The 21,507-nt window shown below is 68.2% G+C and carries 22 protein-coding genes; 15 read left to right on the top strand and 7 right to left on the bottom strand.

The window, feature by feature from the left end; translation table 11 throughout:
- Positions 1-6 precede the first annotated feature (6 nt).
- Positions 7-975, bottom strand: a complete 969-nt coding sequence (locus tag HUG10_RS05195; RefSeq protein WP_179168547.1) for a metallophosphoesterase family protein — start codon at positions 973-975, stop codon at positions 7-9.
- 204 nt (positions 976-1,179) lie between these two features.
- Here HUG10_RS05195 and HUG10_RS05200 point away from each other — a divergent pair, with 204 nt between their 5' ends.
- The 8 genes from HUG10_RS05200 (at position 1,180) to HUG10_RS05235 (ending at position 12,292) form a co-directional block, all read left to right on the top strand.
- Positions 1,180-3,084 carry an ABC transporter substrate-binding protein gene (locus HUG10_RS05200; RefSeq protein ID WP_179168548.1) on the top strand — a complete coding sequence of 635 codons (1,905 nt, stop codon included), beginning with the start codon at positions 1,180-1,182 and terminating at the stop codon, positions 3,082-3,084.
- Between the two features lie 92 nt (positions 3,085-3,176).
- Positions 3,177-4,238 carry an ABC transporter permease gene (locus HUG10_RS05205; RefSeq protein WP_179168549.1) on the top strand — a complete coding sequence of 354 codons (1,062 nt, stop codon included), beginning with the start codon at positions 3,177-3,179 and terminating at the stop codon, positions 4,236-4,238.
- A 1-nt stretch (position 4,239) separates the two neighbouring features.
- On the top strand, positions 4,240-5,679 hold the full coding sequence (locus HUG10_RS05210; protein WP_179168550.1) for an ABC transporter permease: 1,440 nt from the start codon (positions 4,240-4,242) through the stop codon (positions 5,677-5,679).
- 77 nt (positions 5,680-5,756) lie between these two features.
- Positions 5,757-6,776 carry an ABC transporter ATP-binding protein gene (locus HUG10_RS05215; RefSeq protein ID WP_179171000.1) on the top strand — a complete coding sequence of 340 codons (1,020 nt, stop codon included), beginning with the start codon at positions 5,757-5,759 and terminating at the stop codon, positions 6,774-6,776.
- Positions 6,773-8,149, top strand: coding sequence for an ABC transporter ATP-binding protein (locus HUG10_RS05220; RefSeq protein WP_179168551.1), 1,377 nt, complete (start codon positions 6,773-6,775; stop codon positions 8,147-8,149). The genes HUG10_RS05215 and HUG10_RS05220 overlap by 4 nt, the downstream gene beginning before the upstream one ends.
- An 878-nt stretch (positions 8,150-9,027) precedes the next feature.
- Positions 9,028-9,435 (top strand): DUF5805 domain-containing protein, encoded by a 408-nt coding sequence (locus HUG10_RS05225; protein WP_179168552.1) that lies wholly within the window; start codon positions 9,028-9,030, stop codon positions 9,433-9,435.
- On the top strand, positions 9,428-10,501 hold the full coding sequence (locus HUG10_RS05230) for a tyrosine-type recombinase/integrase (protein ID WP_179168553.1): 1,074 nt from the start codon (positions 9,428-9,430) through the stop codon (positions 10,499-10,501). The genes HUG10_RS05225 and HUG10_RS05230 overlap by 8 nt, the downstream gene beginning before the upstream one ends.
- 1,014 nt (positions 10,502-11,515) lie before the next feature.
- Positions 11,516-12,292 carry an HpcH/HpaI aldolase family protein gene (locus tag HUG10_RS05235; protein ID WP_218780648.1) on the top strand — a complete coding sequence of 259 codons (777 nt, stop codon included), beginning with the start codon at positions 11,516-11,518 and terminating at the stop codon, positions 12,290-12,292.
- Between the two features lie 86 nt (positions 12,293-12,378).
- On the opposite strand, the gene HUG10_RS05240 is transcribed toward HUG10_RS05235, so the two are convergent.
- Positions 12,379-13,119, bottom strand: coding sequence for an SOS response-associated peptidase (locus HUG10_RS05240; RefSeq protein WP_179171002.1), 741 nt, complete (start codon positions 13,117-13,119; stop codon positions 12,379-12,381).
- A 149-nt stretch (positions 13,120-13,268) separates the two neighbouring features.
- Here HUG10_RS05240 and HUG10_RS05245 point away from each other — a divergent pair, with 149 nt between their 5' ends.
- Both HUG10_RS05245 and HUG10_RS05250 read left to right on the top strand, forming a co-directional pair.
- Positions 13,269-14,024, top strand: a complete 756-nt coding sequence (locus tag HUG10_RS05245) for a ribonuclease H-like domain-containing protein (RefSeq protein WP_179168554.1) — start codon at positions 13,269-13,271, stop codon at positions 14,022-14,024.
- A 40-nt stretch (positions 14,025-14,064) separates the two neighbouring features.
- Positions 14,065-14,319 carry a hypothetical protein gene (locus HUG10_RS05250; RefSeq protein ID WP_179168555.1) on the top strand — a complete coding sequence of 85 codons (255 nt, stop codon included), beginning with the start codon at positions 14,065-14,067 and terminating at the stop codon, positions 14,317-14,319.
- A 56-nt stretch (positions 14,320-14,375) separates the two neighbouring features.
- Here the strand turns inward: HUG10_RS05250 and HUG10_RS05255 are convergent, their stop codons facing one another.
- Positions 14,376-14,570, bottom strand: a complete 195-nt coding sequence (locus tag HUG10_RS05255) for a DUF5800 family protein (RefSeq protein ID WP_179168556.1) — start codon at positions 14,568-14,570, stop codon at positions 14,376-14,378.
- A 108-nt stretch (positions 14,571-14,678) separates the two neighbouring features.
- On the opposite strand from HUG10_RS05255, the gene HUG10_RS05260 reads away from it, so the two are divergent.
- A complete protein-coding gene (locus HUG10_RS05260) occupies positions 14,679-15,044 on the top strand; it encodes a hypothetical protein (RefSeq protein WP_179168557.1) in 366 nt (121 codons plus the stop codon).
- A 9-nt stretch (positions 15,045-15,053) separates the two neighbouring features.
- On the opposite strand, the gene HUG10_RS05265 is transcribed toward HUG10_RS05260, so the two are convergent.
- A complete protein-coding gene (locus HUG10_RS05265) occupies positions 15,054-15,362 on the bottom strand; it encodes a hypothetical protein (RefSeq protein WP_179168558.1) in 309 nt (102 codons plus the stop codon).
- Between the two features lie 113 nt (positions 15,363-15,475).
- On the opposite strand from HUG10_RS05265, the gene HUG10_RS05270 reads away from it, so the two are divergent.
- Positions 15,476-16,657 carry a redox-regulated ATPase YchF gene (locus HUG10_RS05270; protein WP_179168559.1) on the top strand — a complete coding sequence of 394 codons (1,182 nt, stop codon included), beginning with the start codon at positions 15,476-15,478 and terminating at the stop codon, positions 16,655-16,657.
- Between the two features lie 72 nt (positions 16,658-16,729).
- Positions 16,730-17,473: a proteasome assembly chaperone family protein gene (locus HUG10_RS05275; RefSeq protein WP_179168560.1), complete on the top strand. Its 744-nt coding sequence runs from the start codon at positions 16,730-16,732 to the stop codon at positions 17,471-17,473.
- Between the two features lie 17 nt (positions 17,474-17,490).
- Here HUG10_RS05275 and HUG10_RS05280 read toward each other — a convergent pair whose 3' ends face one another.
- Positions 17,491-18,609 (bottom strand): pyridoxal phosphate-dependent aminotransferase, encoded by a 1,119-nt coding sequence (locus HUG10_RS05280; RefSeq protein ID WP_179168561.1) that lies wholly within the window; start codon positions 18,607-18,609, stop codon positions 17,491-17,493.
- Between the two features lie 191 nt (positions 18,610-18,800).
- On the opposite strand from HUG10_RS05280, the gene HUG10_RS05285 reads away from it, so the two are divergent.
- The gene (locus HUG10_RS05285) at positions 18,801-19,148 is read left to right on the top strand and encodes an ArsR/SmtB family transcription factor (RefSeq protein WP_179168562.1); all 348 of its coding nucleotides are present in this window, start codon (positions 18,801-18,803) and stop codon (positions 19,146-19,148) included.
- Between the two features lie 260 nt (positions 19,149-19,408).
- Here the strand turns inward: HUG10_RS05285 and HUG10_RS05290 are convergent, their stop codons facing one another.
- Positions 19,409-19,555, bottom strand: a complete 147-nt coding sequence (locus HUG10_RS05290) for a hypothetical protein (RefSeq protein ID WP_179168563.1) — start codon at positions 19,553-19,555, stop codon at positions 19,409-19,411.
- A gap of 99 nt (positions 19,556-19,654) precedes the next feature.
- On the opposite strand from HUG10_RS05290, the gene HUG10_RS05295 reads away from it, so the two are divergent.
- The gene (locus HUG10_RS05295; protein ID WP_179168564.1) at positions 19,655-21,001 is read left to right on the top strand and encodes a DEAD/DEAH box helicase family protein; all 1,347 of its coding nucleotides are present in this window, start codon (positions 19,655-19,657) and stop codon (positions 20,999-21,001) included.
- A gap of 2 nt (positions 21,002-21,003) precedes the next feature.
- On the opposite strand, the gene HUG10_RS05300 is transcribed toward HUG10_RS05295, so the two are convergent.
- On the bottom strand, positions 21,004-21,387 hold the full coding sequence (locus HUG10_RS05300) for a hypothetical protein (protein ID WP_179168565.1): 384 nt from the start codon (positions 21,385-21,387) through the stop codon (positions 21,004-21,006).
- Positions 21,388-21,507: the final 120 nt, after the last annotated feature.

Consider the following 21,507-nt stretch of genomic DNA (forward strand, 5'->3'; position numbering starts at 1 on the left):
GGCCGATCATCGTTCCTCGACCAGCGGGAACTGAGCCAGCCTGGCGGCGGCCATGCCCGTCAACCCCCGCGCCGTGACCGAGTCAGTCGAGCGCTCGCGGTACGCCCGGACCGTCCCTGCGAAGTCAGTCACCGGGACGAACCGCACGTCGGTCCCCTCGGGTCCGGCCTCGACGAGGAGGTAGCCCTGCGGGAACGAACAGGTCGTCGGGACCATGAGTTCGCGTACCGATCCCTCGCGGGCGGCCGACGGCATGTGCAGGTGGCCGGTGAACAGGAGCGACACGTCGTGTTCGTTCAGCAGATCGATAAACGGCTCCGGGTTTCGGAGCTCCGGCGGGACGAACATGTCCGGTTCCGCCAGGTCCCGCTGCTCGCGTAGCTGCCCGTACATCGCAGGGAGGTTGTGGTGGGCGAGTACCACCGGCGTCCCTACCTCCGGGAGCCTCTCGGCGAGCCAGGCGAGCTGGTCGTCGGTGACCAGCCCCTCGTGAGAGTCGTGGAGGAACGAGCGGCTTCCCGCCGTGTTCAGTCCCAGGAGGTCCAGGCTGCCGACGCGGACGTGGAACGGGAACCCCTGCCCGGGCGGCGCGTACCGGTCGGCGAACGCCGACACAGGCATCGTCTCGTGCTCGTCGCCGTCCTTCGGAACGTCGTGGTTCCCGGGGACGGCGTAGAAGGGGGCGTCCAGATCGGCGAGGAGTTCGTCGAACCGCCCGTAGTTCCACGGCTCGCCGTCCTTGGTGATGTCCCCGACGCACACCATCGCGTCCACGTTCCGACCGTTCGCGTCGGCGATGGCCTTCTCGACGCTCTCGACGGTGTGCTCGAACAGTTTGGAGGACCCCTCCGCCCGCGTCGAGAGGTGGGGGTCGGCGACGACGGCGAGGCGGGTTCGCTCCTCCGTTCGCGGGCGCCGTAGGCGAGCCATCAGCGACCCGCTCGTCGGCCCTCCGCGCTCGACGGGTGAAACCATGCACGCGCCTTCGAGCCGGGACAAAAAACACCGCCGATACCGCCGGAGTGCAGACCATAACGTCGGAGAGGACGTTTGAGGAGTCCACTCGGAAATTGAAAATAAGTACACGAACATAGGGACCAGTTGGATAGATAGTTACCTGGAACCGCACGGATATGTAGATGAAAAGGTATTTGCGTGGTGACTGGTGGTATCCATCCGATGTCTGACGATACCACTCGTCGACGCTTCCTCGCGGTGGCCGGAACCGGAGCGGCGGCTGCGCTCGCGGGCTGTGCCGGAAACGATCCGAGCCAGGAGGACACCCCCAACGGCGATTCGACCGACGGATCGACCGACTCCACGACGACCCCCTCGGACATGGGCCAGCCGGTGAAGGCGGGGGGCCCGGAGGGCACCCTCCGCATGGTCTCGAACGGACCGGTCCAGACGCTCGACCCTATCAACGCGAAGGGGTCGGGCGCTGGTTACCTGCAGTACGGCGAATCGCTGATGTCGTTCCCGAACGGCGACCTCCCGCCCGTCGGGCGACTCGCGGAGGATTATAGCGTCTCCGACGACGGGCTGACGTACACGTTCCAGCTGAAGCAAGGCGTCGAGTTCCACAACGGCGACGAACTGACCGCGGACGACGTCGTCTACTCCTGGGAGCGGATGGCCCAGTCGAGCAACAGCCGGAACAAGGACGACATCATCGGCGGGACGTTTACCATCGCGCACGAGGGCGAGACGGGTGAGAGCCTCGACAACTACGAGCCGGGGTCGCTCGATATGGAGGCCGCGGGCGACTACGAGTTCACGTTCACCCTCGATTCCCCGTTCCACGGCGCCATCTCGCAGATCGCCGGCGGCGCGTTCGCGGTCATCCCCGAGAACTCGGTCGGCGACATCGAGGGGTACGACGGCGAGTACTCGTACAACGAGTTCTTCTCGACGTCCGGCGACGGGCCGATGTTCGTCTCCACCGGCCCGTTCGAGATCGACACCTGGACGAAGGGCGACCAGCTCACCCTCTCGGCGTTCGACGGCTACCACGGCGAGGGGCCCCAAATCGACGCCATCACCTACACCGTCATCGGGTCGGAGGACACGCGGTTCAGCCGCTTCAAGAACGGGAACCTCGACGTGCTCGACTACGGCATCCCGACCTCCCGGTTCGACCCGAACCACTTCGTCATCGACGAGGAGACTGGCGGCCGTCGCAAGGGTCGCTACGAACTCGACAACGGCGACGTCGTCCACTACGGCGACGTGACCGCGCTCGACACCCGCTACCTGGTGTTCAACTGCCAGAACGTCGAGCGCCCCGCCCGCCAGGCCATCGCCTACCTCGTCAACCAGGAACAGATCGCCAACGACGTCTACAAGGGCCTCGCCAGGCCGGCCTACCACATCACGCCGCCGCCGGCGTTCATGGCCCGGGAGGGAGAGGAACCCACCGACGTGTACGACCGCCACGCGATGGAGGGCTTCCGCGCGGAGACGGAGTTCGGCGCGGACGGCTACCCGTACTCCCCGGGCGAGACCGACATCCAGAGCGCGACCGAGGTGATGGAGGAGGCCGGCTACTCCTCGGACGACCAGTACAGCATCGAGTTCACGGTGCTCTCCGGCGACACCGCCCGCGACCAGTTCGCCCAGCAGCTCCGCGACCAGGCCCAGGCCGCCCACCTCGACATCACCATCCAGAAGGCCGACTTCGGGACCATCATCTCGAAGGCCATCGACGGCACGATGGACATGTTCACCCTCAGCGATGGGATGGAGTGGCCCGAGTCGGACAACTTCCTTCGCTTCCTCCACGCCGAGAACCCCGGGACCGCGTTCACCCGCTGGGGGAAGGACGCCCACGCGAACCCGGACTACGTCGACACCGCCAGCAGCGCCTGGAACGACTACTACGTGCCGAACACCGGGCCGGGCGACGAGGCACAACAGCAGCGGAACAAGGCGTACTACGCCATCGAGGAGATGAACTGGGCCTCCGTCCAGGAGCTCCCGACGGTCCACGCGGTCTCCCAGCGCATCTGGTACGACGACGTGAACCTGCGGATGTACGGCACGATGGAGAACCAGACGTTCCAGCGCGCCGAACTGGACCGGTAACCCGACAGTCCACGGATAGTTCGATTCGGTAGTGTTTATCGCTCCGATTCGCAAGCGACCGACACCCTCGGCACCCCACGACCACACCACACATGAGTCGATGGAGATACCTGGCGAAACGACTGCTACTGTCCATCCCGGTCCTCTGGCTCGGGACCAGCATGACCTGGTTCATCGTCTTCCAGGGCCCGGTCGACCCAGCGGCCAACGTCCTCGGGAGCGCGAACCCGCAGAACCAGGAACTGTACCAGGACGCGCGCGAGCAGCTCGGCCTGGACAGACCGCCCCTGGAACACTACGTGGACTGGATGACCAACCTGTTCACGCTGGACCTCGGTCGCACCTGGCTGCTGTACCCCGGCTCGAACGTCAACGCCCTCATCGCGGACTTCCTCCCGCGGACGCTGTGGCTCGGGTTCTGGTCGGTGCTCATCGCGGTGTTCGTCGGCGTCCCGCTGGGGTTCTACGCGGGCCTGAACTCCAACACCGCCGCCGACTACGTCACCTCGCTCTCGGGCATCGTCTGGCGGGCCATGCCGAACTTCTGGCTCGCGGTCATGCTGCTCTCGCTCCTGGTCAGCTCCGAACAGTGGACCGAACTGCTGTTCGGCACGCCGCTCAACTGGGACGCCCTCGGCGTCGAGATCGACGCCGTCACCGGCAACCCCAGGCTCGGCTACATGCACGGTGACCCCCTCGCGCTCGTCACCGAGCCGCGCAACACCCTGGCGGCGATCAAGAAGATCCTCCCCGCGGCGATCGTCCTCGGCTCCGCGTCGATGGGCAACGAGATGCGCATCGGCCGGACCGCCGTGCTCGAGACCCGTCGCGAGAAGTACATCGACCTCGCGAAGGCGAAGGGAGTCTCCCGACGTGCACTCGTCTGGAAGCACGTCCTCCGGAACGCACTGGTGCCACTCGTCCCAATCATCACCAGCGAGGCGTTCCTGCTCATCGGCGGCTCCGTGCTCGTCGAGGCGGTCTTCGGCATCCAGGGGATCGGCTGGCTGTTCTTCAAGGCGGCCATCCAGGGGGACCTCCCGCTGGTCGGGACGCTCATGTTCGTCTTCATCGTCATGATGCTCACCATCAACATCGCACAGGACCTGCTGTACACGCTCATCGACCCCCGCGTCGGCTACGAGGAGGCCTGAGATGTCGGTACCGACCGACACCGGGACGACGCTCCGTGACCGGGTTCGGGACGACCCCCGACCGGCGCTCGTCTGGATCGCGGGCGCGGCGTTCCTGCTCGCGCTCGAGGCCGGGGCGGCGTTCCACTTCGCCGCGACGCTGCTCGCCGACGCGGTCGCCGCGCTCCCCGTCACCGCGGGCCCCGGGTTCGCGGGCACGCTCTCGGAACACGCCGCGGGGATCCCGACCCTGCTCTCGCGGGACGTCGTCCCCAACGGCGGCTACTGGAACGGCAGCGGGTACGTGGGCACCTTCCTGGGCCTCTCGCCCGTGATGTCGTGGCTCCTCCGGGTGGCCCTCGTCTACCTCTACTCGTTCGCGCTGCTCGGCTGGGCGTGGGTCGGGTACGTCTGGTTCCGGCGCCACTACCGCGTCGCCGACTGGACGCCCCGTGACGACGTCGTGAACCGCCTGCGCGGCCACAAGTGGGGCATCTTCGGGCTCGTCGTCGTGTTCATGTTCGTCGTGCTGGCCGCGTTCGCGCCGGCGCTCGGCCCGTCGACGGTCCAGCAGAACCTCCAGAACCCCTACGACCACACGATCCAGTACTGGAACGCCGAGACGGACAGCGTCGAGGAGGTGAACGTCGGCGTCGCGAACAGCAACGCCCGGTCGGTCGGGACCGACAACAACGTCGGGGTTTGGAGCTACGACGACTACGGCCGCTTCCACCCGTTCGGAACGCTCCCGTCGGGGAAGGACCTCTTCACGTTCCTCGCGGCCGGCGCCCGGATCTCGCTCGTCATCGGGGTGCTCTCGGTCGGCCTCAGCGCGCTGTTCGCGACGACGTTCGCGCTGCTGTCGGCCTACTACAAGGACAAGGTCGACCTCTCGCTCGTGCTCGTCTCGGACTCGGTCAGCGCGCTCCCGCAACTGCTGTTGCTCATCATGCTCACGGTCGTCCTCGCGGACACGTGGATCGGCAACCTGTACAGCGGCGCGTTCGTCCTCGCGCTCATCTTCGCCGGGACGACCTGGCCGTACATGTGGCGCTCCCTCCGCGGGCCCGCGTTGCAGGTGTCGGAGGCGGAGTGGGTCGACGCCGCGAAGTCGTTCGGCCAGACCCCGGGACGGATCATGCGAAAGCACATGTTCCCGTACATCGTCGGCTACCTGCTCATCTACGGCTCGATGACGCTCGGCGGCGCCATCATCTCCATAGCCGGCCTCTCGTTTCTCGGACTCGGCGTCAACCCGCCGACGCCGGAGTGGGGACGGGCGGTCAACGCCGGGCAGGCGTACGTCGGCGGGCCGTCCTGGCACATCTCGCTCATCCCAGGCGTGCTCATCACGCTGGTCGTCACCGGCTTCAACGCCCTCGGCGACGGCATCCGGGACGCCATCGACCCCGAGTCGGACAGCGCGACAGACGGGGCTGCCGGTCGCGGGGGTGGTGCGTAGTGCGTTCCCGAGGCGACACGGGTGACGCCGCCGGGTCGGCGTCCCGAAGTGACGAGGGGGAGGCCGCCACGACGGCGATCGATCGGACCGGCGAGGACCCACTTCTCGCTGTCGAGGACCTACAAACGGTGTTCCACACCGACAAGGAGACGATCCGTGCCGTCGACGGCGTCAGCTTCGACGTCCACCCCGGCGAGACCGTGGGTATCGTCGGCGAGTCCGGCTCCGGCAAGTCGGTCACGGCCCGCTCCATCCTCGGGCTCATCGAGGAACCGGGCGTCGTCGAGGCCGGCTCGATCCGCTTCCGCGGCGACGAACTCACCGGCGGCAACTGGGACGCCCACCGCGGCGACCTCGCCATCGTGTTCCAGGACCCCATCAACTCGATGAACCCGGTGTACACCGTCGGGAACCAGATCCGCGAGGCGCTGCGCATCCACCAGGACCTCCGCGGAACCGCGGCACGCGAGGAGGCCGTCCGCCTGCTGGAGGCGGTCGGGATCCCCGACGCGCCGCGGCGCGTCGACGAGTACCCCCACCAGTTCTCCGGCGGGATGCGCCAGCGCGCCGTCATCGCGATGGCGCTCGCCTGCGACCCCGATCTCCTGGTGTGCGACGAGCCGACCACGGCGCTCGACGTCACCATCCAGGCGCAGATCCTCGACCTGCTGGAGGAACTCCAGGCCGAGGAGGACCTCGCGATCCTCTTCATCACCCACGACATGGGCGTCATCGAGGAGACGACCGACCGCGTCAACGTGATGTACGCCGGCGAGATCGTCGAGACCGCGCCGATCGACCGGCTGTTCGAGTCGCCGAAACACCCGTACACCCGTGGGCTGCTCGCGTCCATCCCCGGCCGGACCGCGCGGGACGAGAGGCTCCCGACCATCGAGGGCGAGGTCCCGACGCCGACCGAGGAGGCGACCGCGTGCCGGTTCGCCGACCGCTGTGCCGAGTCGTTCGACGCCTGCGAACGCGTCCACCCCGGACACGTGACGGTGGGACCGGACCACTCGGCGGCCTGCCTGCTCCACGAGCAGGAGTACGAGCCGGAACTCGGGGACGACGGTGACGGACCTGGGGGTGCCAGATGAGCCGCTCCGACGAACCCGGGACGAACGAGGAGCCGGGCCGGAGCGGGGCGAACCCGGCATCGACGGACGACGTGGAGACGGTGGTGGAGGTCCGCGACCTGAAGAAGCACTACGAGGACGAGGGCTTCCTCACGGGCGACCCCGTGCGGGCCGTCGACGGCGTCTCCTTCGACGTGTACGAGGGCGAGACGCTCGGGCTCGTCGGCGAGTCCGGCTGCGGGAAGACCACGCTCGGGCGGACCATCCTCGGGCTGGAGAGCGTGACCGCGGGCTCGGTCAGCGCGGACGGCCGGGACGTCGCGAGCCTCTCCGGGACCGAGCTCCGCGAGTGGCAGCGGGACGCCCAGATGGTGTTCCAGGACCCCGACTCCAGCCTCAACGACCGGATGACCGTCGGGGAGATCATCCGCGAACCGCTCGACGCTCACGACTGGAGGGGGCGACCCGAGCGCCGCGAGCGCGTGTTCGATCTCATCGAGCGGGTCGGCCTCAACGAGGAGCACTACTACCGGTACCCCCACCAGTTCTCGGGGGGACAGCGCCAGCGCGTCGGCATCGCCCGCGCGCTCGCGCTCGAACCGGAGTTCATCGTCCTCGACGAGCCGGTGTCCGCACTGGATGTGAGCGTACAGGCGCGCATCATCAACCTCCTCGAGGAACTCCAGGAGGAACTGGGGCTGACGTACCTGTTCATCGCTCACGACCTCTCCGTCGTCCGGCACATCGCCGACCGGGTCGCCGTGATGTACCTGGGGAACGTCGTCGAACTCGGCAGGACGGAGGAGGTGTACGCCGACCCCGCCCACCCGTACACGATCTCGTTGCTCTCGGCCATCCCCGGGAGCATCGCCGAAACCGACCGCGAGCGGGTCGTCCTCCGAGGGGCCCCGCCGTCGCCACGCGACCCGCCGCGGGGCTGTCCGTTCGTCACTCGCTGTCCGGCGAAGGTTCGACCCGACGAGTTCGCGGACCTGCCGGAGGGGACCTGGAACGCGCTCGACGCGCTCCACTCCGTCCTCCGCGAGCGGTCGGGGAGCGGGACCGGCCTGACGGAACGGTTGAAACGGAGCCTCGGCCTCTCGGTCGGCGACGGTGACATCGACGAGATCGTCGACGACCTGTTCGCGGGCGTGACGCTGACCGACGACGCCGACGCGGCGGTCGAGGACGCCCTCGAGTTCGCCCGTGAGGGCGAGGACGCCGAGGCCGTGGCCGCGCTCCGCGACACGTTCGGCTCGGTCTGCAACAGGGAGCATCCCCACCCGCACGTCGTCGACGACTCCGGACGAACCAGCAGGTGTGTTCGCCACGAGGAGGGGTACGACAGCCCCGCGGAGGTCGTCGACCGGAGGCTCTCGCGCCCCCGTGATTGAGGGGCTGACCCCTATTTTGGTCTAAGATCGCCGTACACCAGTGCGAAACGGAGTACCGCTGAGGCCGAGTCTCGTGTTCGTTTCCGAGACCGCACCTCGGGGTTCCCTGGATCGTAGAGACGTCCGCGAGTCGGGTGAGACGTCGTTCCAATCCGGCGCTGACCTCCCCGTCCCACCCCCACCCAGACTGGTACACGACCAAGTCGCTAGCCGCGACCCAGTCCGCTTTCGGTGTGTTGGACGACCTTTCGCCGTTCGGTGGGGGACGTGAATCCAAGGGTGTATCCTCACCCACACAGGGGGGTCCAGACCGGCAAACTGTCCGCCAGCCTGCGTATAGCGACATGTAGTTCATAAGATGGCCTTAGGACGGTAGAAATTATTCTATTCCGAGTTAATATTGGTAGTGGTATGCAGTTGAGCGATTATTGGCCAGGGAGGGGTATCGAGAACCTCCATCAACAGGACCACTCCACCGCCTATCGGATCGAGAAACGAGGATCCTCACAACGACCCCTCGTGAGCACCGAGCCACAGACGACCCCCTGACCGAGGAGTGGATTGGGAAGCTCCAGCGCGACGAAGATCGGCGGAGATTCGACGAAGACATCTCAGTCTCGTCCAGCCAACCACGCGATCACCAGGTTGCGTGACGTTTGCTCTGGCGTAGTCCCAGTCCCGGCTGAACGAAGGCACTGATAGACAGACAGGAAGTGGTGGAAGGTCAGAATAGAATGAAGACATAGTATTGAGGAAGTAGAATAGTTAAGACAGAATTTAGAGCCTCAATTGGGAGAAATCATAACCCCATACACAGTCTTAGTAAGTTAGGACAGGAAACAGGGGAATTGATATGGGATGGACGTCACGACGAGTCCGTGAGCGATCCCGACACCGATCGGACGGAGGTGCGCGTGAAACTCCCCCGATACCAGAAGGAGGAGTGGGCCGACGACGCCGACGACCTGGACATGTCGCAGGCCGAGTTCGTCCGTACGATGGTCCAGGCGGGCCGCAGCGACCTCGGACTGGAAGCCGACACCGCGCCCCAGGCGACCGCCAGCGCGGAACCCACTTCCGAAGGCGTTGACCCCCGGGGTGGCGGCCTCGAAGAGCGGATCCTCCGGGTTCTTCGGCAGGAGGAGGCCATGTCGTGGGACGACCTACTCGAGGAGGTGGTCGGCGACCTCGAGGACCGACTCGACGAGACGATGGGCGAGTTGCAGCAGTCGGGACGCGTGAGGTTCAGCGGCCGCGACGGGGGGTACGTGTTGACCGATGAGTAGCGCCGACGACTCCGACGTCGACGACCCCGCCGATTCGGTCGGGTACTTCCTCCAGGACATGGAGTTCCACGGCAAGAGCGACCGGACGCGACGGGAGTACGGCCGCGTCCTCCGGCGGTTCGAGTCCTTCCTCTCGGGCGGCGGGCCGTCCGGGTCCGTGGGGATCGAACCCGGCGACGCGTCCCACCGCGACTGCATGGCGTTCGTCCACGATCTTCGCCGTGACCCCGACCTCGCCGACTCGACGGTCGCGACGTACGCGGCGTACCTCCACCGCTTCTACGCGTACATGACGCAGGTCGGGACCTTCGACGCGAACCCGATGGCGCTCGTGATGGAGGAACTCGACGAACGAATCGACACCGACCCGACCCGCCGGGAGATCTCGGTCCCCCGGATGCGGGCGTTCGTGGCAGAGATCGATCACCCTCTGGAGCGGGCACTGGTGGTGACGCTCCTGAAAACCGGGATGCGGGTGGGGGAGCTGTGCAACCTCGACCTCCGGGACCTCTCGCTCTCCCGCGACCTCGACGGATTCGACGTCGGAGGGAGGGCACAGCTCGACGGCCGCCCGGACTCGCTGTACGTCGCGTCCGAACCGACCGTCGGTGAGGTGTATAACGGCGAGGAGCGTACCGCCTCGAACAAGCGCAAGCGCGGCACCGTCGTCCCCGTCGATGACGAACTCGAACGGACGCTCCTCCGGTGGCTCGCCGTCCGGCCGGACCCGGTCTCACCCGCCGAACCGCTGTTCGTCGGAACCGCGAGCGGATGGGGCGAACGGCTCACCCCCGAACAGGTCCAACGCGTCGTCCGCGACCACGCGACCGCCATGGGCTGGTACGAGTCGGGCGCCGGGGCCGCAGAGAACGTCACGCCCCACTACTTCCGACACTTCTTCACGACACACCTCCGGGACCGGACCGGGGAGCGCGGCGTCGTGAAGTACCTCCGCGGCGACGTCGCGAAGGACATCATCGACACCTACACGCACAACTGGGGCGACAACGTCCGCGAGACGTACGAGCGACACATCTACTCGCTTCTCGACTTACCGCCGAGGTGACTCGGAGGGTAGTCAGGTGATGTTCGTCCGCAGAACCGGTCGAGACGGGGCTAACGTGATCGAGACGTCGGGAACGGGTGGCGCGACGCCTCCCTCTGCCCTATCCCGATGAACAGGATCGCCTGCTCAGAGACGATCCCGAAGGTCGACAACTGATGGCTTCCGCCGTGGATCGCCTGTCGCGGTCGACGTATACCGGTTCGGGTATTGCGGTGTCGAGCTCCGAACGTCGACTCGATCGAACAGACGGACGATGGCTGTCCGAAACGCGGGCTGACTCCCCTGGGCACCCGCGCCACATCGTCGGCTTCACCCCACGAGATCACCACTGAGCCCGTCTCGACGGTACTGGAATCGGGTGCAGACTGGGGCTCACGGCGGAGTTATCGAGCGGCCCATTCCGGCGGTTGATTTTGTCTCCAACCTCGAGGGCGTCGGAACGGCCGGCTCGCGCTTTCGACGTTACCGTCGACGCTGATTTCGGACTCCGCCGACCGATGAGGAGTCCCGCCGACAGGCGGACAGTCACGGTTCGTCCCGCCACCTGGCTAGTTCCCGAATCCGCCGTTGAGGCGTTCGAGACAGTACTCAGTTCCGGAATGAAGGTAATCAGGGGGCGCCTTCGTCGCGACATATAAACCTTATACGGCTATAGCAAAGTGTAGTGTATGTGTGCCCACCAGCGATGGCGCTCTCGGGACAATCGACCGCGCCTGCGTCTCGGCGAACGGGGCGCGTGCCATCGAATCCGCGAATCTGGCTTTCCCCGGTTGATCGATAACCACTACAAATGGCCGGAGGTCCGACCCGGGTGATCACGAAGCCCCGTTTCGACCGAGATTCGTCGGGCGACGCTCGCAACACGCGTTTTGGTTCGATGCGTACCAGTCGCAGGCGACGAGTAGAGGTCCGGGGAACGCGGGAGGCTTCCGAGGGAGTGGAACACCCAGAGCCGCCGGTTCGATGGGGCTGAGCGGCGGTATCTTTCATTAGCAGGGACGTGTCCACTCGACCGTGAAACGAACGACCATCGCCGAACGACTGGAGACCGGCGCCGACGTGCTCGGCGCGCGAACGGTGACGATGAGCCCGTCGATGGTCGAGGTGTACGGCCACCTCGGACTCGACTTCACGTGGCTCGACTTCGAGCACTGCGGCGGAAGCCCGTCGGACAGCGACCTCCTCGAGCGGTACACGCGCGCCGCCGACGTCGCCGACGTAGACCTCCTCGTCCGACTCCCCCAGGGGGACCCGTCGCTCGTCCGCAAGGTGCTGGACACGGGCGTCCGTACCCTGCTCGTCCCGCAGGTCGAACGTCCGGGGGACATCCGACCCGCGATCGAGGCCTCGAGGTTCACCTACGACGGCGCACCCGGGACGCGGGGGAGCGGCATCGGCCGGGACAACGTCTGGACCGCCGAGATTCCGGACGACGTCGACGAGGTGGATTCGGAGATCGCCGTCGGCTGCATGATCGAGACGCGCACGGCGGTCGAGAACGTCGAGGAGATACTCTCCGTGCCGGGACTGGGCTTCGTCGTAATCGGCCCGTCGGACCTCTCCATCTCATACGGCCACCCCTTCGACCGGGACCACCCCGAGGTTCGGGACGCGATAGACACCGTCCGGGAGGCGTGCCTCGACGCCGACGTCCCGGTCGGCGGCGTGACCGACGACACCGACGACGCCCGGACGAAACTGGACGAGGGATACCGGCTCCTCCGGGTCGGCGACGAGGTGTCCTCGGCCCGAACCGTCCTCGGCGAGCGACTCGATACGCTGACGGACTGAACGGGAACGGGACGGGGACAGGCCGGTACGGCTCGATGACCGAGAGGTGTCGCGACGTCGAGTCGGCCGGCGTGATGGACAGTCCGTCAGGTACCGAGCTCGACCGGTTCGACGAGCGACGGGTCGTCGTTGGCGGGCGAGTTCACCCGGGTCGACACCGGGTACGCACGGAGGTCGCGGTCGGGGTACGGGGTGAGCAACGATTCGTGATCGAGACCCCCCGACAGCCAGGCCGACTCGTCGTCCGGATCGAGCACGACCGCCATCCTGTCGTGGAGTTCCGACACGAGGTCGTTCGGCCGGGTGGTGATCACCGTGAACACCTCGATCCGCTCCGCCTCGTCGCCCTCCGGACCGCCGTTCTCGGCTCCGTCGCCCCCGCTGGTGGTTCCGGACGCCCCTCCGAACTCACCCAGCCCCGACTGGCGTTCCGACGGCTCCCACGTCTCGTACAGCCCGGCCATCGCGAAGGCGCGGTCGTCGTCGAACGCGACCCTGTACGGCTGTTTGGCACCGCCCACCTCCGTCCACTCGTAGAAGCCGTCCGCCGGAACGAGACACCGCCTCGACTCGTACGCGTCGGCGAACGTCCGCTTCTCGCGGACGGTCTCCGCCCTCGCGTTGATGAGGTCGAACGACTCGTCCGCCCACGACGGCGTGAACCCCCAGGTCATGCGCCGCATCCGGCCCTGCTCGTCGTTCGGGACGACCGGGAGGGCCTGACCGGGCGCGCAGTTGTACCGTGGCCGGAAGTCCGCGGGCGGCGTCGCCTCGAAGCGCGCTTCGAGGTCTTCGGATGGCACGGACAGCGAGAAGCGGCCGCACATGGTGATCACGGACAGTTCGGCTCCAGTTCGCATAACGGTTCCGCGCCGTCGACGTCCGAATCGCGTACCGGTTCCGAACGTTTAGAAACCAGAGGGACGGAGAGTGCATCGACAGGCGTGCATCCCGCGCGCGAGAGAGGTACCACCAGATGCGAATCGAGAACAGTTTCATACCGGTGAAGGGTGTCGGCGAGGCGACCGAGCGGCGACTGTGGGAGAGCGGCGTCACGGAGTGGGGCGAGTTCTCGGGCGGGACGGTTCGCGGCGTCGGCGCCACGACGGCCGGCCGCATCGAGTCGTTCATCGACGAGGCGACCGAGCGGCTCGACGACGGCGACGCGAGCTACTTCGACGCCGCCTTCCCGAGCGGCGAGCGGTGGCGGCTGTACGAGAACTTCCGGGAGTCGGCGTGCTTCTTCGACATCGAGACGACGGGCCTCTCCCAGCACCGCGACCGCGTGACGACGGTGTCGTTCCACACGGCGGACGAGACGACGACGCTCGTCCGAGGGCAGGACCTGACCGACGAGGCGATCCGCGAGCAACTGGACGCGGCCGACCTCCTCGTGTCGTTCAACGGCAAGCGGTTCGACGCGCCCTTCCTCGAGGCGTCCTTCGACCTGACGGTGGACACGCCGCACCTCGACCTCATGTACCCGTGTAAGCGACTGGACCTCACCGGCGGCCTCAAGCCCATCGAGCGGGAGATTGGCATCGCCCGCGATGGCCCCGAACTGACCGGTCGCGACGCCGTCCGCCTCTGGTACGAGTACGAGGACGGCGACGAGGGGGCGCTGGAGACGCTCATCTCGTACAACCGCGACGACACGGTGAACCTGCGGACGCTCGCCGACGAGATCGCCGACCGCCTCCACCGCGACACGTTCCCCGACGCCGACGAGTAGCCCCCGTCACGCTTTTGCACCCGGCGTGAGCGAAGCGGGTGTGACCGACGAGGACGCCGACGAACGAGACGGGAGTGACAGTGGCGACGAGGATACGGAGAACGGGCACCCGGACGCGGGAGCCGACACCGTCCCCGAGGTGGAGCTGTCGCTGTACCAGGTGTCGGTTCGCGTCAGGGGACGCGGCGACGACGGCCTGTCGACCGTCGAGGAGACCGCGATCAGACTCGTCGATCACCTCGTCGAGCGCGCGGAGACGCTCGAGGAGGAACCCGACAAGCGCGGCCTCGGCTAGGCACCGGCGTCGTCGCTCCTGGGCAGAAGACCCGGGGGGAACCCCGGCAGGCTCGGTTACAGGATATCGCCGACCCGGCGCGGCTCACCAGACAACGACGGGTCCTCCTCGACGATCTTGAGGACCTCGTGGTCGGTCACGTCAACGTACGACTTCCCGATGGCCTCCTCGACGAGCGACTTCTCCAGCCGGAACTCGGTCCCCTCGTAGACGACGTCGACGCCGGTCTCGTCGAACGACAGCACGGTCATGGGCCGTCGTACGTGGTCGCCGCCTAAAAGCCCGAACACTCGTCCGACCGAACCCGTCAGCGTCGTTTCACCTACAGTTATACGGGTGGAACCCACCCACTCGCGGGTATGAAGGGCGACGCGAACGGCGGCCGCTCGGTACGCTGGCGAGCGGTGACGACGCTCGCGGAGTCCTCCCGTCACGACTGCCGGTCGTTCGACCCCGAGGAGGCGTCGCCGGCCGACGCCGTCGCGAACGGCGTCGACCCGCTCCTCGGGGAGTACGTCCGCTGCTGTCGCGACGGGATCCGCCTGTCGGCCGTCGAACGCTCCCTGCTGGAGGGCGCTCTCAACGACTGGCTCCGGGCGTACGCGACCGCCAGGGGCCTCCCGGGCTTCGAGGGAACCGCCTTCTCCGTCCACGAACTCGCCATCGAGTACGCCCGCGCGGGCGACACCGCCGAGGCGGTCGAGCGACTGTTCAGGGGACGCTAGGAGAACTGCTCACCCGAGCCAGCGCACCAGACCGGTTCCGAGCAGCGCGATTCCGCCGGCGGCGACGACGAGCGCCGTCCTGCCGGAGACGACGCCGTCGTTACGCAGTCCCGCGGCGGTCACGGTCGCCAGCGCGCCAGCGATCACCGGACCGTACACGAGCCACGTCCCCGGTTCCGAGGCGGCGCCCTCGTGGCCCGGGTGGGCGAGCGCCCGACCAGCCGAGACGACGAGACCGAGGGACAGGGTCGTCGCGAGCGCGGTGAGGGACCGCGCAGTCGACCGGAGGGGCGAACCGTCGCCGCCGTTCGAGGACATATCCGGCCTTCGGCTGCGACGCTCGTGGGGGTTGCGGTTCGGACGGCGACGGATCGGCCGCCGGGCGTCGTCGGACCGAAAGGGGCTTTTCGCGTGGCGGGCCTACTCCGGGTATGCTTTCGGTCGCGCTCGCGGGCAAGCCGAACGCCGGCAAGTCCACCTTCTACAAGGCCGCCACGATGGCCGACGTGGACGTGGGCAACTACCCGTTCACCACCATCGACCCGAACCGGGGCGTGACCCACGTCCGGACCGAGTGCCCCTGCCTCGACCGCGAGGAACGCTGCGGCAACGAGAACTGCAGCGACGGCAAGCGGTACGTGCCGGTCGAACTGCTCGACGTCGCGGGACTGGTCCCCGGCGCCCACGAGGGGCGTGGGCTAGGCAACCAGTTCCTCGACGCGCTCACCGACGCCGACGTCATACTCCAGGTGGTCGACGCCGCCGGGGCGACGAACGCCGAGGGCGAACCGGTCGAGGTCGGCGAGTACGACCCCGTCGACGAGGTCGACTTCGTCGAGGAGGAGATGGACCAGTGGCTCGCGGGCATCGTCGAGCGCAACTGGGAGTCCGTCGAGCGGAAGTCCCGGTCGCCCGACTTCGACATCGACGAGGCGCTGACGGACCTGCTGACCGGCTTCGGCGCGACGGAACGCGACGTGACCGAGGTCCTGCGCGACATCGACTACCCGGAGGACCCCATCCAGTGGACCGACGAGCACCGCGACCGCCTCGCCCGCGACCTGCGCGCCCGCACGAAGCCAATCGTGCTCGTCGCGAACAAGGCGGACATCGCCCCCGAGGGGAACGTCGAACGCCTCCGCGAGACCGACAAGCCCGTCATCCCGGCCACCGCCGACGGCGAACTCGCGCTGCGGAAGGCGGCCGAGGCGGGCGTCGTCGACTACGACCCCGGCGACGCGGACTTTGAGGTGGTGGGCGAGGTGAGCGACGCCCAGGCGGAGGGGCTCGAACGCATCCGCGAGGTGATGGCCGAGTTCGGCGGCACCGGCGTCCAGACCGCCCTGGACAGGGCGGTGTACAACCTGCTCGATCGGATCACGGCGTTCCCCGTCCAGAACGAGACGCGCTGGACCGACGCCCGCGGGAACGTCCTCCCGGACGCGTTCCTCCTCCCGCGCGGGAGCGGCCCTCGCGACCTCGCGTACGCGGTCCACACCGACATCGGGGAGGGCTACCTCCACGCGGTGAACGCCCGGACGGACCGGCGCATCGGCGAGGACTACGAGCTCGAGGAGGGCGACGTAATCAAGGTGGTAAGCACCGCGAGCTGAGGGAACGCGGATCGTGACCGGGGCCACCGGGGCGGCCACCACTCCTTTTCGGTCGGCGGACGACGTTCCGGTATGGTCGAGGTCGTAACCGAGGGTGACGCCTCCCTCACCGACCCGGTGCTCGTCGAAGGACTCCCAGGCGTCGGGCTGGCCGGCAAGATCGCCGCGGACCACGTCCGCGACCAGCTCGACGCGCGGTACTACGGCGAACTGACCGGCGAGGACCTCCCCTCGGCCGCCGTCTTCGCCGAGAACGACCGAACGCTCCACTCGGCGATCAGGCTGTTCGTCGACGAGGAGAACGACCTGCTCGTGCTCTCGGGCGACGTCCCGCTGGAGGCCATCGACGCCGACGGCCTCGCGACGGCCCTCTCGGACTGGATGGACGAGGTCGGCGCGACCCCGCTGTACCTGAGCGGCCTTCCGGCCCAGCGGGAGCCCGACGACGTGCCGGAACTCTACGGCGTCGCCACCGGCGACGCGGGCTCCCTGCTCGACGAGGTGGACGTCTCCCCGCCCGTCGCGGACGGCCTCGTCCAGGGGCCGGCCGGCGCGCTGTTGAGCGTCGCCAAGGACCGCGACCGGGACGCCTGCGGCCTGATCGTCGAGACGACGCCGAAGTTCCCGGACCCCGAGGGCGCACACGTGCTCGTTCGCGACGGGATCGCGCCGCTCGCCGGCGTCGAGATCGACACCGACCCGCTGGTCGAGAGCGCCGAGGAGATCATGGAGGGGCGCAAGCAACTCGCCGAGCGCATCCAGCAGTCGAGCGACGGGGACCAGTCCCGGGCGTCGACGACCGGGATGTTCCAGTAGTTCGGGGGCGCGGGCGCCTACCTGACAGCGGCCGCCGCGTCCTGCATGATATCCAGCGCCTCGCGGAGGTCCTCCTCCGCCGTCGCGTAGGAGATACGGGCGTAGCCTGCGCCGTGAGCGCCGAACGCCTCGCCCGGTACGATCACGACGCCACGCTCGATGCATTCGTCCACGAACCCCTCGGGGACCTCCGGCATCGCGTAGAAGGCGCCATGCGGCGTCGGGCACTCCAGGCCCGCCTCGGCGAGGCCGTCGAGGACGACGTCGCGGCGGCGCTCGAACGACTCGCGCATCTCGTCGACGACGTCCTGCGGCCCCGAGAGCGCGGCCTCAGCCGCGAACTGGGCCGGCGCGGACGCGCAGGCCTGTGCGTACTGGTGGACGCGGAGCATGCGCTCGATCCGCTCGTTCGTCCCGGTGACCCAGCCGAGCCGCCAGCCCGTCATCGAGTACGCCTTCGAGCAGGCGTTGACGACGACGACGTTCTCGCGCTCGTACTCGATGGGGGAGTAGTGCTCGCCCTCGAAGACGAAGTGCTCGTACACCTCGTCGGAGATGCAGAGCACGTCGTGCTCGTCGGCGATGCGGGCGAACTCACGCACGTCGTCCTCGCTGGCGACCGTCCCCGTCGGGTTCGCGGGGGAGTTGACGACGAACGCGGCGGTGTCGTCGGTGAGGTGCTCCTCGACGGTCGCGGGGTCGATGGTGAGGTCCTCGCGGAGCGGAATCGGCACGGGCTCTCCCCCCGCGAGTTTCGTCAGCGCGTCGTAGGAGACGAACCCGGGGTCGGGGATGATCACCTCGTCGCCGGGCTGGACGTGCGCCTCCAGCGCGAGGTGGAGCGCCTCGGAGCCGCCGGAGGTGGCGACGACGTCGGTGGGGTCGACCGTCACGCCCTGGTCGCGGTCGTGTTTCGCGGCGATGGCCTCGCGGAGTTCGAGCGTCCCCTTGTTCGACGTGTAGCCGTCGGTCCGACCGTCGCGGATGGCCTCGATCGCGGCCTCCTTCGCGTGGGCCGGGGTCGGGAAGTCGGGCTGGCCGAGGCCGAGGTTGATCGCGTCCTCGCCGGCCGCCTCGAACACCTCGCGGATGCCGCTGATGGAGATGGCCTCCACCCTGTCGGAGAACTGCGTCATACCGACGTGAGCGGACCGGACCGGGATAGGTGTTGCCACACGGGCTCGGGCGGGTCCTCAATCGCGTCCGGACCTAACCCGTTAGGCCGGGTCGCTATTCGGTTCGAACTGCTTCCCCCGCCCGGGGAACGACGACCATGCTGGGGACGCCGACGTCGACGGTACAACGCGTTCCCACCCCACCCGAAACCATGACCAGAACCAAGACCCTGCTGGGCACCGGCGTCAGCCAGCTCGACCGGCTCTTCACGTGCCTGAGCCACCCGAACCGCCGTCGGATCCTCACGACGCTCGCGGAGTCCGGTCCGCGCGGCGAGGACGGGCAGGCGTCGATCTCCCTGGACCCGAACGACGGGGGCCTGGAGGTGCCCGACGGCGACCTCGCACCGCTCGAACGCGCCGGCTTTGTCTCGTGGGACCGGCGCTCTGGCACCGTCACGCGGGGGCCGAACTTCGAGACGGTGCGGCCGTTCATCTCCCTCGTGCGCGAACACCGGGAGGAGCTTCCGGAGGACTGGCCGGAGCCCGTCGTCCGGTGAGCGACGGGGGGAGATCGGACGCCCGGTGGCGCTCGGGGTAGGTGAGCCACGAATCGCCCGAGAACGGTTCCCGGCTCCGCGACCATACACGTCACGGTCGCAAAACGAGCGGAGTGTACGTTCGGCGCCGCGGTTTCACGGCTCGTTCCCCGAGTTTACTGTTCGTTTCTCGATTTCACTTCTCGGCTCACCGTGTTCGGCGCCGTCACCGTGGGCAGTCGTTCCGTCCGACCGGAGCGGAGCACTACCGGCGGTCGCGGCTACGCGTCGTACTCCTCCCGCAGGTCCTCTATCTGCACCTCGAGCCGCGACAGCGCCGCGTCCGCGTCCATGTACCCCTGCTCGTACTCGCCGAGCACGTCGGCCGCCGCAGCCAGGAACTCCTCGACCGCTTCGTCGTTGCTCATGGTCCGCGTTCGACCGGGTGGTACGTGGGCGTTGTGCTCGAGGAGCGCAACCGAGAATCACCCGGAGGGAATAAGCGCCGACGCCGACTACCCCAGGCAGTGACCGTCACGCTCCGGTTCGAGGACGGGGCCGTCGTCGTCGACGCCGACGACCTCGACCCGACGACGCTCCCCGGCGTCGAACGCGACGACCGGACGGGGAGCCACCGCGCACCCGCCCACCGGTACCGCGAGATCCGCGAGGCGCTCGACGAACGGGGAATCGACCTCGACGACCGCCTCGAACGTGCTGCACCCCTCGACCTCTCGCTCCGCTACGACCTCCGCGACTACCAGGAGGAGGCGCTGGACGCCTGGCACGACAACGGCGAGCGCGGCGTCGTCGAACTCCCGACCGGGAGCGGGAAGACGGTGCTCGCGCTCGCCGCCATTGCCGAACTCGGCGTGCCGACGCTGGTGGTGGTGCCGACCGTCGACCTGCTAGAGCAGTGGCGCCGCGAACTGGAGTCCGAGTTCGACGTCCCCGTCGGCCAGTTCGGCGGCGGCGAGCAGCGCGCCGAGGCGCTGACGGTGGCGACGTACGACTCGGCGTACCTCCGCGCCGACGACGTCGGCGGCGACTTCGGGCTGGTCGTCTTCGACGAGGTCCACCACCTCGGCGGCGAGGGCTACCGCGACATCGCGCGGCTGTTCGCCGCCCCCGCCCGTCTCGGCCTGACCGCGACGTTCGAGCGGCCGGACGGCGCCCACGAGGTCGTCGCCGAACTCGTCGGTCCCGTGGTGTTCGAACTCGACGCGGACGCCCTCGCCGGGGAGCACCTCGCGGAGTACGAGGTGCGGAAGATCGAGGTACGGCTCTCCGAATCGGAGCGCGAGGAGTACGAGCGCGAGCAGGGCACCTTCGTCGACTACGTCCGCGACGCGGGCATCACGTTCTCCTCCGGGAGCGACTACCAGGAGCTGGTGTACCGCTCCGGGAGCGACCCGCGCGCCCGCGAGGCGTTGCTCGCCAAGCAGCGCGCACGCGAGGTGATGATGAACGCCGACGCGAAACTCGAGGAACTGGCGCGGATCTTCGAGCGACACCGCGGCGAGCGGATCATCGTCTTCACCGCCCACACCGACCTCGTCTACCGGCTCTCCGAGCGGTTCCTCGTCCCGGCCATCACCAGCGAGACGGGCGCCGCGGAGCGCCGGGAGATCCTCCGGAGGTTCCGCGAGGGCGAGTACACCAGGGTCGTGGCCGCGAACGTCCTCGACGAGGGCGTCGACGTGCCGGACGCGAGCGTCGGAGTCGTCATCTCGGGGACGGGCTCGGAACGGCAGTTCACCCAGCGGCTCGGCCGGGTGCTGCGTCCCGGCAGCGACGGCGAGAAGCGGGCCGTCCTCTACGAACTGGTGACGAGCGAGACGGCCGAGGAGCGCGTGGCCGCCCGGCGTCGGTGAGGTTACTGGACGTCGACCTGCAGGGATCCGTCGCCCGCGAACGCGTCGTACCCGATCTCGGTCGAGAGGGCCACCTCCCTCCGCTCGCCCGAATCGAGCGTGACCGACCGGGAGACCGTGGTCTCCGTCTCGCCCGCCCTGACGTCCACGACGACGGTCCCCGACTGGGACGCGTCCCCCTGGTTCTCCACGGTGACGCGGACGAGGAGGTTGCCGGCGTCGTCCTGCTCGTCGATCAGGTCGACGACGACGAGCCCCGACGCGGGCGTGCTGGTGGGTTCGGGCGAGCGCGGCGGCGTACGGGGGCCGGAGGGCCGGACGGTCTCCGTGCAGCCGGCCCCCGCGGCGAGCCCGGCCAACCCGATCAGCAGTCCGCGGCGCTTCATACCTGGGCCACAGTCCCGCCCGGTATGAGCCTTCTCAAATCGAGGGAACCCGGCGGGGGCCACCGACCGGATTCGACTCCCCTTCCGCCGCGGCCTCCGGGCACCGCGGCGACTAAACCC

The sequence above is a fragment of the Halorarum halophilum genome (genome assembly GCF_013401515.1).
Taxonomy (GTDB): domain Archaea; phylum Halobacteriota; class Halobacteria; order Halobacteriales; family Haloferacaceae; genus Halorarum; species Halorarum halophilum.